We start from the raw sequence: 13,106 nt of genomic DNA on the forward strand, positions 1-13,106 counted from the left end.
AGTTAAACAGTGATCTGGCACAGGCCGGAAAACAGGAACGTCCGAGTGTAATATGACCCAGACCTATCAGGCGATGGCATTTACCGTGCCCGAAAATGCATGTGACTGCCATGTTCACATCTTTGATGCAGGGCGTTTTCCCCTGTCGGCTGATCGTGTCTATACACCGGACCATGCGCCGCTTTCGGCGCTTGAAACACATTTGGCGCAATTGTCATTTCGCCGGGCCATTCTGGTGCAGGCCAGCCCCTATGGCACCGATAATGCCTGCATCCTTGATGCCATCGAAGGCATGGGGCAGGACCGCGCCCGGGCTGTTGCCGTGATTGACGACAGCTTTGGCGATGAAGACCTGGTGCGCCTGCACGGCGCGGGGGTGCGTGGTATTCGCCTTAATTTGCGAACCCATGGTGATGTGGATGCACAAAGTGTTGCCGCCCGGTTGGACCATGCCGTACAGCGGGTTTTAGCACTGGGTTGGCATATTCAGATTTATACCACCCTTGGCAATATTGCCCTGCTTGAAGACAAACTGGCAGCGCTGCCGGTTGATCTGGTGCTTGATCACATGTGCTGCCTGGATGCGGCGGGGGATTTGACCCAGACCGGGTTTGACAGCCTGTGCCGCCTTTTGGCTTGCGGCCATGTTTATCTAAAGCTGTCCGCCCTTTACCGGGTGTCGCGCCAGCCGGGTTATGGCGATGTGCAGCCCTTTGTTGAAAAGCTTTTTGCCACTCGCCCTGATCGCATGCTGTGGGGCAGTGACTGGCCCCATACCATGCCCGCACCGGGAACGGTGCGTTCGTCTGATAAAATTGAACATTTCCGGCCTGAAGATAACGGGCTGGCCTTAAACCTTGTCGCACAATGGGCGGGCGATCCCGCCCGTGTTAAAGCCATGCTGGTAGATAATCCCGAACGGCTCTACTGGCGTTAGTTACCGGATTTCGGAAAAAAGAATGACATTGATAACCGACCTAGCCGAGCGCATTCATGCGCTGGGACACGCTGATCTTACGCCTGTTGCCATCGCAAATGCCAAAACCGTTATTCTTGACACGGTGGGCTGCACCCTTGCGGGCACCCACGAGCCGGTGGTTGAAACCATGCTGCAGACCGAAGGGCTGGCAACGCCGGGCCACGTGTCACTGCTGGGGCGTGATACCAAACTCGATGTGTTGTGTGCCGCCCTGGTCAATGGGGCGGCCTCGCATGCGCTGGATTTTGATGACGTCAATATTGCAATGGGTGGCCATCCATCCGCGCCGGTTTTGCCAGCTCTGTTTGCCATTGCCGAAAGCCAGCCCGTTTCGGGCATGGATTTTATGCTGGCTTTCATTGTCGGGTTTGAAACCGAAACCCGCATGGCACGTGCAGTGAATTTTCATCACTATGATCTGGGCTGGCACCCGACGGCAACACTGGGTGTGTTTGGCGCTGCTGCGGCATCGGCCAAGCTGTTGGGGCTTGATGTACACCAAACCGCACTGGCCCTGTCGCTATCTGCCAGCCTGGCCAGCGGGGTTAAGGCCAATTTTGGCACCATGACCAAACCTTACCACGTTGGGCATGCCGCTCGGCATGGCCTGATGGCGGCCAAAATGGCGCAAAATGGCTTTACCGCCAGTCTGGATGTGCTTGAAGCCAGGCAGGGTTTTTTGAATGTTTACAACGGCAAGGGCAATTACCAGGCCGAGTTGATTACCCAGGACTGGGCCGCCCCGCTTGATATTGTCGAGCCGGGCATCGGCATTAAATTATATCCCTGCTGCGATAGCACCCATGCCACGGTGGATGCGCTGTTTTCGTTGCAAAACGAACATGGTTTTAAGGTCGATGATGTGGAAAGCATCGATACCCGCATTCATCCGCTGCGCCTGACCCATGTGAATCGCCCGCAATTGCGCAACAGCCTGGACGCGAAATTCAGCGTGCAATATTGCGCGGCGCGCGCCCTTCTGGATGGCGGGCTGACATTTGGCAGCTTTGATGCTGCTGCCTACAATGATCCGGTTGCGCTTTCCTTGATGGCGCGTGTAAATGCAGCACCGCATGCCGATCTGTCACTCACCCGGCCGGGAAATTACCTGACCGAGGTGGAAGTAAAACTGCGTGATGGTCGCAAGCTTAACAAACGGATGGACCGCCCCTTTGGGCGTCATGCCGATGAACCGGCACCAGCCGAATTGATCAGGGCCAAATATGACGATTGCGCCGGACGGGTTTTGTCTGCCGGGGCAGCGGTGCGTTTGCACGACGCCATCATGGCGCTGGAAACCCTGACTGACCTTTCCTGTTTGTGCACGTTATGGACGCCATCAAACAATATGGCCGCCTGAATGTGAAAGACGGGGAAAACAATATGTGTGGGAGTGAAATGGAATGATCCGGCGACTGGACTTGCTGTTATGCGGGTTTGAAAAGCTGATGATGGTCGGTTTGACCCTGGTGGGGGTCTGCCTTGGCCTTTTGCAGATCATCCTGCGATATGTGTTTAATTCGGGCATTCACTGGCTGGAAAGCGTTTTGGTGATTTCGCTGGTGTGGGCGATGCTGTTTGGCGCCAGCCGTGCTATCCGCGAGGGGTATCATCCGCGTGTGGACCTGCTGCCGATGGCAATGGGGCCACGTGGACGGGCGGTTTTAAACCTGCTGGCCTATGGGGCGACCCTGGCATTGTGCCTGTATTATGCCTATGACGCGATTTTCTATGCCAATTTCCTGAATATGATTGGTGCGGTCAATCAGGAAACCGATATTCCCGAACTGTATTTCTTTCTTGTTGTGCCCATCACGATGGTGTTTTTCAGCCTGCGCTATGTGCTGTTGCTGCTGAGCCTGGGGCGTGACATCGGGGCACTGAAACCCGAAGAAATCTATCTTTCCAAAATTGCATCCAACAAGGGGCAGGGCAAATGACCGTTGCTTTTCTGGCCATTGTTTTCTTCGTCCTGATCCTTATTGGCGCGCCGATTGCCGTTGCCCTGGGTGGGGCGGCGGTATTGTCCTCGATCTTCTTCTCGCCAATCCCGACCGGGATTCTCGGGCAGAAACTGCTGACCAATCTTGAACATTTCACTTTGATGGCCGTGCCGTTTTTCTTTTTGGCCGCAGCTCTGATGGAAAATGGCGGGCTGGTGCGCCGCCTGGTGGATCTGGCGACGGCCCTGATGGGGCATTTCAAGGCCGGCCTTGGCATGGCAACGGTTTTGACCTGCATTTTCTTTGCTGCCATTTCCGGCTCCAGCCCGGCCACCGTGGCGGCGGTGGGTAACATTCTTTATCCCGCGCTGCTAAAGGAAGGCTATTCCAAAAAATTCTCGATCGGGGCGATTTGTACCTCGGGGTCGATTGGCATTTTGCTGCCGCCAAGCATTCCATTGATCCTCTATGGCTTTGTTACCGAAACCTCGATCCCCAAGCTGTTTTTGGCGGGTGTGGTGCCGGGTGTCATTTATGGTCTGCTTTTGTTGTTTACCGCACGTTTCCTTGCAACCCGCGAGGGGGTGGAAGTCCGCCAGCGGGCGGCCGTCGGGGAAATGGGCCGGGCATTTCGCGTCAGCTTTCCGGCATTGTTGCTGCCCATTGTGATTATCGTCGGGATTTATGGTTTTCCGGGGTTTGAACTTTTTGGCATGCAGTTTGAGGGTGGGGCCATTTTCACCCCGACCGAGGCGGCCCTGGTTGCCATTGGTCTGGCGGTTATTGTTGGCATGCTGATCTACCGCGAACTTAAGGTTCGGGATGTTTTTAATGTTGTTGCCGCAACAGTACCGCGGGTTGGCATGATTTTTTGGGTCACGGCCAATGCCCTGATGTTTGGCTATTTCATTACCAAAATCGGTGTGCCGGCCAAACTGGCCCAACTGGTTCTCGATGCCGGGCTATCGCCGGTTCAGTTCCTGCTTTGCGTCAATGTGCTGTTGGTGATTGTCGGTTTTTTCCTTGAAGGTGTCCCGACCATTCTGATTTTTGCACCGCTGCTCGAGCCTGCGGCCCGGTCGCTTGGTATCGATCCGGTTCATTTTGCCATCATCATGGTGGTGAATATCGAATTGGGGCTGATCACGCCGCCGGTGGGTATGAATCTTTTTGTCGCCAGCAGTATTTCGGGCATGTCGGTTTTGACTGTGTTCCGGGCGGCATTGCCCTGGATTGCCGCCACCCTGACGGCCCTGCTTCTTGTGACCTTCGTACCGCAAGTTTCGCTTTATCTGCCAGCTTTGATGAAGTGACCCGCACCGTTTTCAGGGGATGGAAGGGTGTGACCAACACAATGATAAATAGTGGAGAAATGAGATGAAATATACCGGGAAACTGCGTTTGACCCTGGCAGGGATTTTGATGGCCGGGGTTGCCTTTGGGGCCTCGATTGCCAATGCCGAGCCGATTAAAATCGTCATGTCTGATGATTCGGCCAAGGTCAGCCTCAAAGGCCAGACCTTTGAAAAATTCGCCGAAGAAGTCAAAAAACGCCTTGGCGACAAGGTTGTGATTGAACTGCATCATTCCAGCACCCTGTTTGATCAAAGCGACCAAGTCCAGGGGCTTCAGCTTGGTGCGGTCAACTTCATTGCGCCAACAACGGGCACCTATGCCACTCTTGCCAAGGGCATGAATGCGTTTAACCTGCCGTTTCTTCTCGATACGCCGGAAAAATTCTCGGCCGCGATGCAGGATGAAACGGTACGCAGCATTTTTGTGCCGCAACTGCGCTCCAAAAACATTGAACCGGTTGCCTTCTGGATCAATGGTCCGCGTGTTCTGGGCTATTCCGGCAACAAGGATGTACTGACGCCTGCCGATATCGCGGGCATGAAAATCCGTGTTCAGTCCGCCCCGGTTTATGTGAAAACCTTTGAGGCCGTTGGTGCAAACCCGGTTAGTGTGAATTGGGGTGAAGCCCCGACTGCCCTTCAGACCGGCGTGATTGACGGTGCCGAAGTGACGCCGAATGCCTGGAAGGGGTCGGGCATGTATGAAATGATCAATCATCTGACCCTGACCAACCATATGTATTCCTATTACATGGTGGGGACCAGCAAGAACTGGTGGGATGGCCTGCCCGACGATGTCCGTTCCGGTATTGCCGATGCCCTTAAAGCCGCAACCGACTGGAACCTTGAAAACGGCCTCAAGATGAACAGTGACGATGTGGAATTCATCCGTCAAAGTGGTGTTAAAGTTCATAGCCTGAACGACGAACAGCATGCCGCCTGGGTTGCCAAGATGAAACCGGTCTGGAAAGAACTGGGTGAACCGCTGGTTGGCCCCGAAGTGATGGCCCGGCTGAAAGAAATTGCCGGTGCGGCGGACTAAATCACCCGCCTGCCTGACCGATACATAAAACATTCCAGTACAGCGACCCGGTATTGCCGGGTCGTTTTGCGTTTGGCGACGGCAACAGTTCTTAGTCCACTTTCCCTACTGTATGAAAGAAATCCTGCACGATTGTCAGATATTGGTGGGCAACACGCGACAGCGGTGTTGTTTTGTTGAAAATCGCGCAGGCTTCGACCTCGATATTCATAAAGGTCGGCACGGCAACCAGATCGGGATAATGGTTGTCGGACAACAGGGACGTATCAAGGATACCAATCCCGACCCCTGAATTGATCAGGTCATAGGCCTGAAGGGTGCCGGTTTCGACCTTGGGCGACAGGGGGATATCGTGCTGGCGCAGTGCCCGGTTCAGGGCATTGCGCAAATAGGTGCCCGACCGGTTCAAAATCAGGTTTTCATTTCGCAGGTCATTTGGCTCGACACGGGAATGTTGTGCCAGCCTGTGATCGGCCCGGAGCACACATTCAAATTTGATTTTCTTAAGCGGGATATATTCCAGCATCGAATTTTCCCGCGCCCCATAAACAAAACCCACATCAAAGGCCCCCATGCGAATGCTGTTCACCACCTGGGAGGATTGACCCGAATGGATGGAAATCGTGGCCTTGGGAAAATGCTCACACAGGATTTTAATCGTCGGGGCAACAAAATGTTGCGACATGGAGGGCAGGGATTGCACCGATAAAAACGCCGAATCTCCCTCGGCGATATTGGTGATTTTGGTTTGCACATGGTCGAGATGCTGAAACATCCGGTCAACTTCGGGCAGCAGTTTGATGGCCTCGGGCGTGGGTGACAGGCCAAAGGCACTGCGTTCAAACAGGATCAGCCCTACGGAATCCTCCAGCCGTTTTAGAAGGCCACTGGCAGTAGGCTGGGAAATATTCAGTTCGACCGATGATTTGCTGATCGATCCGGTCAGCATGATGGATCGAAACAGTTCCAGTCCGCGGATGCTCGCTTTCATCTGTTTTTCTGTCCTGCTGTTGTGCCCGTCTGTCTGGTTTGTTTGCCTATATACACCCAATGACGGATTTGTCCGAAGAACCAATCGGGAAAATGCACTGGAGTGCCCGGTTTATTGATTGATCGGATGTGATTGGGTTTTGTAATTCGCACCTGACAGAGAGAGGGGAAATAACGTATTCTCTCGCGCATTGGATCGATACAAATTTTGGGAAAACCCAAAGTAAAAACAATCAGGAGGAAGAATATGTCATCGGACTGGATGCCCGACGCATCGCGTTACGAGAAGATGACCTATCGCCGCAGCGGCCATAGCGGGCTGCAATTGCCGCAAATTACCCTTGGCCTTTGGCACAATTTTGGCGGCGTTGACGTTTACGAAACCCAGCGCGCCATGATCCGCCGGGCGTTTGATCGCGGTGTTATTCATTTTGACCTTGCCAATAACTATGGCCCGCCGCCCGGTTCGGCCGAAAGCAATTTTGGCCGTATCCTTGATCAGGATTTGCGCGCCCATCGCGATGAAATGGTGATTTCCACCAAGGCGGGCTATCGCATGTGGCCAGGTCCTTATGGTGAATGGGGATCACGCAAATATCTGATTTCCAGCCTAGATCAAAGCCTGAAGCGGATGGGGCTGGATTATGTTGATATTTTCTATTCCCACCGGGTAGACCCGGATACCCCGCTTTATGAAACCATGAGCGCGCTGGACCAGGTGGTGCGTCAGGGCAAGGCGCTTTATGTTGGTATTTCCTCCTATTCGGCGGAGATGACGCGTAAGGCACAAAAAATCCTGACCGAACTGGGTACACCCTGTGTGATCCATCAGCCCAGCTATTCCATGCTGAACCGCTGGGTAGAGGAGGAAGGTCTGCTTGATACCCTGTCTGAACTGGGCATTGGCTGCATTGCCTTTTCCCCGCTGGCACAGGGGCTTCTGACCAATAAATATCTGAAGGGTGTGCCGGAAAATTCCCGTGCCGCCGAAGGCGGGTCGTTCCAGTCCTCCATGCTGACCGAGGATAATATCAACCGTGTGAAGGCGTTAAACGAGATTGCACAACGTCGCGGGCAGACGCTGGCGCAAATGGCGATTGCCTGGGTTTTGCGCCGACCGGAAATCACCTCGGCCCTGATCGGCGCACGCCATGTTGAACAGCTTGATAACAGCCTGGATGCGCTGAATAATCTGGAATTCAGCGCCGATGAACTGGCGGAAATCGACAAATACGCCACCGATGGCGGGCTGAATTTGTGGAAACGCTCGTCAGATTCCTCGGCGGATGTTTAAGCACATTTCTTAGCCCGTTTCCGGGCTGAAGGGTAAAACCGGCATTCCATCGCGAATGCCGGTTTTATTTTGGGTCAATTCCCGATCGGCATTGTTCCGACCAGATCGCGCAGGGTGTCAATCACGGCCTTGGTCCCGGCACTTAGCGGCCGGTCCTGCAACCAGGACAGCATTACCGTGCGGGCCATACCGGGCTGGGTAATGCGTCGCGCCTTTAATCGTCCGGTGGAAAGTTCCGCCACCAGGGAGGAGCGCGGCAATACCGTATGGCCAAGGCCGCGTTGGGCCAAGTCCACCAGCACACGTAACGCATCGGCCTCGACCACCGGCATTAACGGGCGACCGGCACGAAAGGCGGCCTCCTGCATTTTGGCCCGCAGGCCGTGTTTCGGGGTCGGCATAATCAGCGGCAGGCGCACCACATCTTCAAACGCGATTTCGGTGGCATTTTCCGGCACCAGCGACGGGTGCGAGATCAGGAACAGGTCTTCGCGCCACAAAGGTTCCGAATGCAGGCTGCGCGAGATCATGCCGTCATGCAAGGCACCGACATCCAGCCTGCCTGATAGCAACCCTTCCTGAATATCGCCGGTCAAATCCTCGGCAATCGACAGGCTGAGTTCGGGGTAGCGGTCCCGTACCGCTTCCACCAAAGCCCCGGTAATGACAATCCCCGCACTGGGCGGCAGGCCGATATTGACATGGCCGGTGATATGGTCGCGCCGTTCGCTAATATCGGCTTCCAGGCGGGCAAGGTCGCCCAAAATTACGCGCGCCCGTTCGGCCAAAATACGTCCGGCTTCGGTCAGTTTGACGCCGCGTCCGGTGCGTTCGAGCAATTGGGTATTCAGGTTTTCTTCCAACAGGTTCAATTGGCGGCTTAGGGCCGGTTGCGACAGATTTAACCGGTCGGCGGCCCGCGACAGGCTTCCCAGTTCGGCGATGTGAATAAAACTGCGAAGCTGTTTGATGTCCATGATGGTCGGTTTCTGTTAAAGGTTCATCCGCTTTGCTAATGTTATCAGTAAAACTGATAACTGGTAACATTTTATTCTAATTGAATAATGACTGTGGCGGCGTAGGATAGGGGCGTAGAGAGATCGGAGCCCCGTATGTCCCCCACATCATCAACAATGGCAGGCAAAACGCCTGCACAAGATGGTTCTGTCACGCCATCACCAGAATTCACAGCGCATGACGCGACATTACAGGCAGAAGCCGACAATGCCGCGCACCTTGCATGCGAACAGCACGAGGCGGATGCCATCAAAACCAGAACGGCGCGTTCGGCCCTGATTTTGGTGTTGCTTGCCACCTGTGCGCTGGCGATGAAGGGGCTTTTGGCAAAGTTTGTTTATGCCACTGGTATGACGGTAGACGGGCTTTTGTTGCTGCGGTTTTCAATCGCCATGCCGTTTTTCTGGTTTGGCGTTTGGATGTTTGGCAAAAATCGCCCCGGTGAACGGGCGATGCGACCGGCAGATATGATCTGGGGTGGAGCATTCGGGGGCCTGTTTTTTGCTGCTTCGCTGTGTGATTTTACCGCTGTTTCCATCATCGATGTGACAGTATCACGCATTGTGCTGTTCAGTTTTCCCGCCATTGTCATGATTTTGGAAGCCCTGCATAACTGGCGTTTGCCGCCGCCTCGGCAGATCGTGTGCTTTTTGATCACCTATTGCGGGCTGATTTTGGTGGTGGCCCCCAATGGGGTGTCGCTGGTGTCGGAACATGTATGGCAGGGCGTGTTTTGGGCGTTTTCATCGGCCCTGACCTATGCCTGTTATCTGTATTTCAGCCAGCGCAAAATCAATGTCATTGGGTCAATGCACTTTTCCGCCCTGATCAACACGGTCGCCGGTATTGCGATGGTTCTTTACGAACTGATTGTTGAAAAACCGCTGAACCTTAATCTGGCGGGGGTTCTATGGACGGCGGGTATTTCCATTTTTTGCACCGTTATTCCGTTTTTCCTGCTGTTTGAAGGTATTCGCCGCATTGGCGCGACCCAGGCCTCGCTCATTTCGCTGTCCGGCCCGGCATTAACCTTCTTTGCTGCCTGGCTGTTTTTGGGCGAAACACTTAACGCCACACAAATGGCCGGGTTTGTTGTGGTGATGCTGGGTGTGGCATCACTGAAAAACAAAATGACGCTGGCCGGGTTTGGCCGTTTGCTGGCCCGTCCGTTTCAGGGGCCGATGCGTTAAATAGGGATCGGTGTTTGGCGTGTCAGTAAATGCTGATTTCATGTTCCGGCAGGCGTTCCCCCTGCCGCCATTTTAACGGGTCGATGAATTTGCCCGCCCATGCGCCGCGCCGGGCGGCCTTGGCCGATTGTTCTGCCGCCGCATAGGACGGCATTTCATCGGTCCGGGCAACGGCCCAGCCCAGGGCCACCATTTGCTGACCAATATCCACACCATTGGCATTTTTGCAAATCGCCATATTGCGTTTATAGCGGTTAAGGGCCTTGGTCTCGCAGCGCACCGGGGTTTTGGCAATCAGGTTGGTCAGGGCCTGCCACGCCTCTGCCCCGCAGGCGGTATCCTTTCCGTTTACCACGCATTGCTGAAAACGTTCCAGGCTGTCCGCCCCATATAAGTCCACCAGCTTAAAGCCAAATTCCAGCGTATCGCCATCCTGGGCAACCGGTTTGCCTGACAGGGGGGCAAACCAGTTATCAGCATGGGCCGGTATCGGTATTGTCGTGCCAAGAGTACAAAGGGCAAAGGCGACCAGTGTTTCCTTTATCCGTGCCAGCCACGTCTTTTGCCCGGTCTTTGCGCCGGGCGCAGGCAGTTTATGGCAGGGATATATCCGTGTCATGACCGGTCCTAATAAAGGTCGCTATAGCGGATTTCGTCGAGCTGGGCGAAAACGATTTTCCAGTCCTGATCCACCCGCATCAGGGCGAAAGCATAATCACAATCAAAGATCAGGTCGTTGGCCTCGTTTCCGAAACGAAAGGACACAACCGCCCGTGCCCCGCCGGGCAGCGAGGAATGCTGTTCGGTCAGCATCGCCTTGCACAGGGCCAGGCGGGCCTTGGCAAGTTCTTCGACAAAGGGCGCATGATAGGCGGCCAGGTCATGCTTTGAAGAAATGGCATGCACCCCGCCCAGATCATTGATCAGACAGGGCAGGTGAAAAAACGGCTCCAGCGCATCGGCGGAAAGTTTCAAATGGGCATCGCCATAGCGGTGAAAAAAGCTGGTCAAATCTTCCATGATGATTTTCCTTTATCCCGCCAACGATGCCCGTTTTTATCTTATGTGGCAATCAGATCCAGCCAGCCCTGTTCATCCAGTACGGTAACACCGGCTTCCTCTGCCTTCTTTAATTTGGAACCCGCACCCGGTCCTGCAACCAGATAATCGGTTTTTGCCGAAACCGACCCGGCAACTTTCGCCCCCAGGCTTTCGGCCTTGGCCTTGGCCTCGTTGCGCGAAAACAGTTCCAGCTTGCCGGTAAAAACCACGGTTTTACCGCTGACCGGGCTATCAACATTGGCCGGGGCCTCGACATCGGTGATCTCCAGAATGTCCTGAAGGTCGTCCAGAACCGCGCGGTTATGGCTTTCGGCGGCAAATTCCAGCAGGTCATGGGCAACGCCGGGGCCGATCTGGTCAATATTGATTAGATCGCGCAGCGCATCGCTATCGGCTTCCTGTGCATCAATCATGGCCTGTCGCCATGCGGTGACATTGCCGTAATGCCGGGCGAGCAATTTTGCCGTGGCCTGGCCGATCTGGCGAATACCCAGGGCGTAGATAAAACGATCAAGGGAAATGGTGCGGCGCTGGTTAATGCTGGCAAACAGGTTTTCGGCGGATTTTGGTCCCCAGCCTTCGAGTTTGCGCAATTCCTCGCCATGATCATTCTCCAGGCGGAAAATATCGCCCGGTTGCCTGACCCAACCCAGTTCATGAAAGGCTTCAATATGTTTGCCGCCCATGCCTTCAATGTCAAAGGCATTGCGCGACACAAAATGCTTGAGCCGCTCCACCGCCTGTGCCGGGCAAATCAGCCCGCCGCTACAGCGCGTCACCACTTCGCCGTCTTCGCGCATGGCATGACTGCCGCATTTGGGGCATTTGTCGGGAAACTGGAATTCAACACTGTTTTCGGGGCGTTCCTCGGCTACATATCCCAAAATTTGCGGGATGACGTCGCCTGCGCGTTGTACCGTTACAAGGTCGCCTTCGCGCACGCCCAGGCGTTCAATTTCATCGCGGTTATGCAGGGTGGCGCGCGAAACAACAACACCCCCCACCGTGACAGGTTCCAGATGTGCCACCGGGGTCAGCGCACCGGTGCGGCCTACCTGGATTTCAATGGATTTCAGGCGTGTTTTCGCCTTTTCTGCCGGGAATTTATGGGCAATCGCCCAGCGCGGCGAGCGGCTGACAAAACCCAGGCGCAATTGCAGCTCAAAATCGTTTATCTTATAAACAATGCCGTCAATGTCGTAATCAAGCTCGGCACGCTGATTGCTGAGTTCTTCATAGAACGCCATGATTTCGTCGGCATCGTGCAGCATGCGGGTATGCGGATTGGTGACAAATCCCCAGCCTTTGATTTTCTCAATGAAATTCCAGTGCGTTTCCGCCAGACTTTCGGACAATTCGCCAAAGCTATAGGCAAAAAAGCGCAAGGGGCGCTTCGCACTGATCGACGGGTCCAACTGGCGCAGCGAACCGGCCGCCGCATTGCGCGGATTGGCAAATGTTTTATTGCCCGCTTCGGCCTGGCTTGCATTCAGTTTCTGAAAATCGGACCGGGACATGTAAACTTCACCGCGAATTTCCACCACGGCCTCGGGCGCATCATCGGGCAGGGTGCGGGGAATATCGCCAATATGGGCGACATTGGCTGTCACGTCCTCGCCCTCCGTCCCGTCGCCGCGTGTTGCCGCACTTACCAGCGTGCGGTTTTCATAGCGCAGCGAGAGCGACAGGCCGTCAATCTTTGGCTCGCCGACCAGTTCGACCGGGCTATGCGCCGTCAGATTCAAAAAGCGGCGAATACGGGCGAGAAAATCGACAATATCCTCGCGCGAAAAGGCATTGGCCAGCGAGAGCATCGGCCGCGCATGGCGCACCTTGGCAAACCCCTCGGCGGGGGAGGCGCCCACTTCCTGGGTCGGGCTGTTTTTCTTAAGCGTTGGATAACGGCTTTCAAGCTCGATCAGGCGGCTAAACAGCGCGTCATATTCCGCGTCAGACACCAGCGGTTCGTCATTGACGTAATAGGCCGTATTAAAATCGCGAATCTTTTGCGCAATTTCCGCATGCTGGCGGGTTGCGTCGCTGCGGCTTTCGGGCATTGCCGGCACAATCCCGGTGTCGGTTACGGTTTCATCCGCCGCGATGTTCGGGGCTTGGCTGCTGGTTTCAGACGCTGTTTTATCGGCGCTCATGTCGTTTTATGTTCCGTTCCAGATTGCGGGCCGTTGATGCAGGTGTTTCTAAAATATAGCAGCCTTTCTGGCGAGTGTTAGTTT

General features: G+C 54.8%; 12 protein-coding genes. 7 read left to right on the forward strand and 5 right to left on the reverse strand.

The genetic code is table 11. The features are described from left to right. Positions 1-52: 52 nt before the first annotated feature. From TH25_RS12125 to TH25_RS12145, 5 genes are all read left to right on the forward strand, one after another. Entirely contained in the window at positions 53-937 is an 885-nt protein-coding gene (locus tag TH25_RS12125; RefSeq protein ID WP_114088686.1) for an amidohydrolase family protein, read from the forward strand. Positions 938-959: 22 nt separating this feature from the next. Then, positions 960-2,339, forward strand: coding sequence for an MmgE/PrpD family protein (locus tag TH25_RS12130; protein WP_114088687.1), 1,380 nt, complete (start codon positions 960-962; stop codon positions 2,337-2,339). A gap of 43 nt (positions 2,340-2,382) precedes the next feature. Next, on the forward strand, positions 2,383-2,919 hold the full coding sequence (locus tag TH25_RS12135; RefSeq protein ID WP_114088688.1) for a TRAP transporter small permease: 537 nt from the start codon (positions 2,383-2,385) through the stop codon (positions 2,917-2,919). Further along, complete coding sequence (locus TH25_RS12140) at positions 2,916-4,235, forward strand: TRAP transporter large permease (RefSeq protein WP_114088689.1); 1,320 nt, start codon at positions 2,916-2,918, stop codon at positions 4,233-4,235. The genes TH25_RS12135 and TH25_RS12140 overlap by 4 nt, the downstream gene beginning before the upstream one ends. Positions 4,236-4,299: 64 nt before the next feature. Then, on the forward strand, positions 4,300-5,319 hold the full coding sequence (locus TH25_RS12145) for a TRAP transporter substrate-binding protein (RefSeq protein WP_114088690.1): 1,020 nt from the start codon (positions 4,300-4,302) through the stop codon (positions 5,317-5,319). A 91-nt stretch (positions 5,320-5,410) separates the two neighbouring features. Here TH25_RS12145 and TH25_RS12150 read toward each other — a convergent pair whose 3' ends face one another. Beyond that, entirely contained in the window at positions 5,411-6,310 is a 900-nt protein-coding gene (locus TH25_RS12150; RefSeq protein ID WP_073955884.1) for a LysR family transcriptional regulator, read from the reverse strand. A 246-nt stretch (positions 6,311-6,556) separates the two neighbouring features. On the opposite strand from TH25_RS12150, the gene mgrA reads away from it, so the two are divergent. After that, complete coding sequence (gene mgrA / locus TH25_RS12155; protein WP_114088691.1) at positions 6,557-7,603, forward strand: L-glyceraldehyde 3-phosphate reductase; 1,047 nt, start codon at positions 6,557-6,559, stop codon at positions 7,601-7,603. Positions 7,604-7,677: 74 nt separating this feature from the next. On the opposite strand, the gene TH25_RS12160 is transcribed toward mgrA, so the two are convergent. Next, complete coding sequence (locus TH25_RS12160; RefSeq protein WP_114088692.1) at positions 7,678-8,580, reverse strand: LysR family transcriptional regulator; 903 nt, start codon at positions 8,578-8,580, stop codon at positions 7,678-7,680. Positions 8,581-8,715: 135 nt separating this feature from the next. Between TH25_RS12160 and TH25_RS12165 the strand changes: the two genes are divergently transcribed. Then, complete coding sequence (locus TH25_RS12165; protein WP_258549131.1) at positions 8,716-9,810, forward strand: DMT family transporter; 1,095 nt, start codon at positions 8,716-8,718, stop codon at positions 9,808-9,810. 22 nt (positions 9,811-9,832) lie between these two features. Here TH25_RS12165 and TH25_RS12170 read toward each other — a convergent pair whose 3' ends face one another. Genes TH25_RS12170 through ligA form a run of 3 tightly spaced genes read right to left on the reverse strand, consistent with a single transcriptional unit; the run spans position 9,833 to position 12,941 of the window. Then, positions 9,833-10,429 (reverse strand): thermonuclease family protein, encoded by a 597-nt coding sequence (locus tag TH25_RS12170; protein WP_114088694.1) that lies wholly within the window; start codon positions 10,427-10,429, stop codon positions 9,833-9,835. Positions 10,430-10,437: 8 nt separating this feature from the next. Further along, positions 10,438-10,830 (reverse strand): hypothetical protein, encoded by a 393-nt coding sequence (locus TH25_RS12175; protein ID WP_114088695.1) that lies wholly within the window; start codon positions 10,828-10,830, stop codon positions 10,438-10,440. A gap of 41 nt (positions 10,831-10,871) precedes the next feature. Beyond that, positions 10,872-12,941, reverse strand: a complete 2,070-nt coding sequence (ligA, locus tag TH25_RS12180; protein WP_404969421.1) for an NAD-dependent DNA ligase LigA — start codon at positions 12,939-12,941, stop codon at positions 10,872-10,874. Positions 12,942-13,106: the final 165 nt, after the last annotated feature.

The organism is Thalassospira profundimaris, assembly GCF_003326755.1.
In the GTDB taxonomy this organism is placed as follows: Bacteria; Pseudomonadota; Alphaproteobacteria; order Rhodospirillales; family Thalassospiraceae; genus Thalassospira; species Thalassospira profundimaris_B.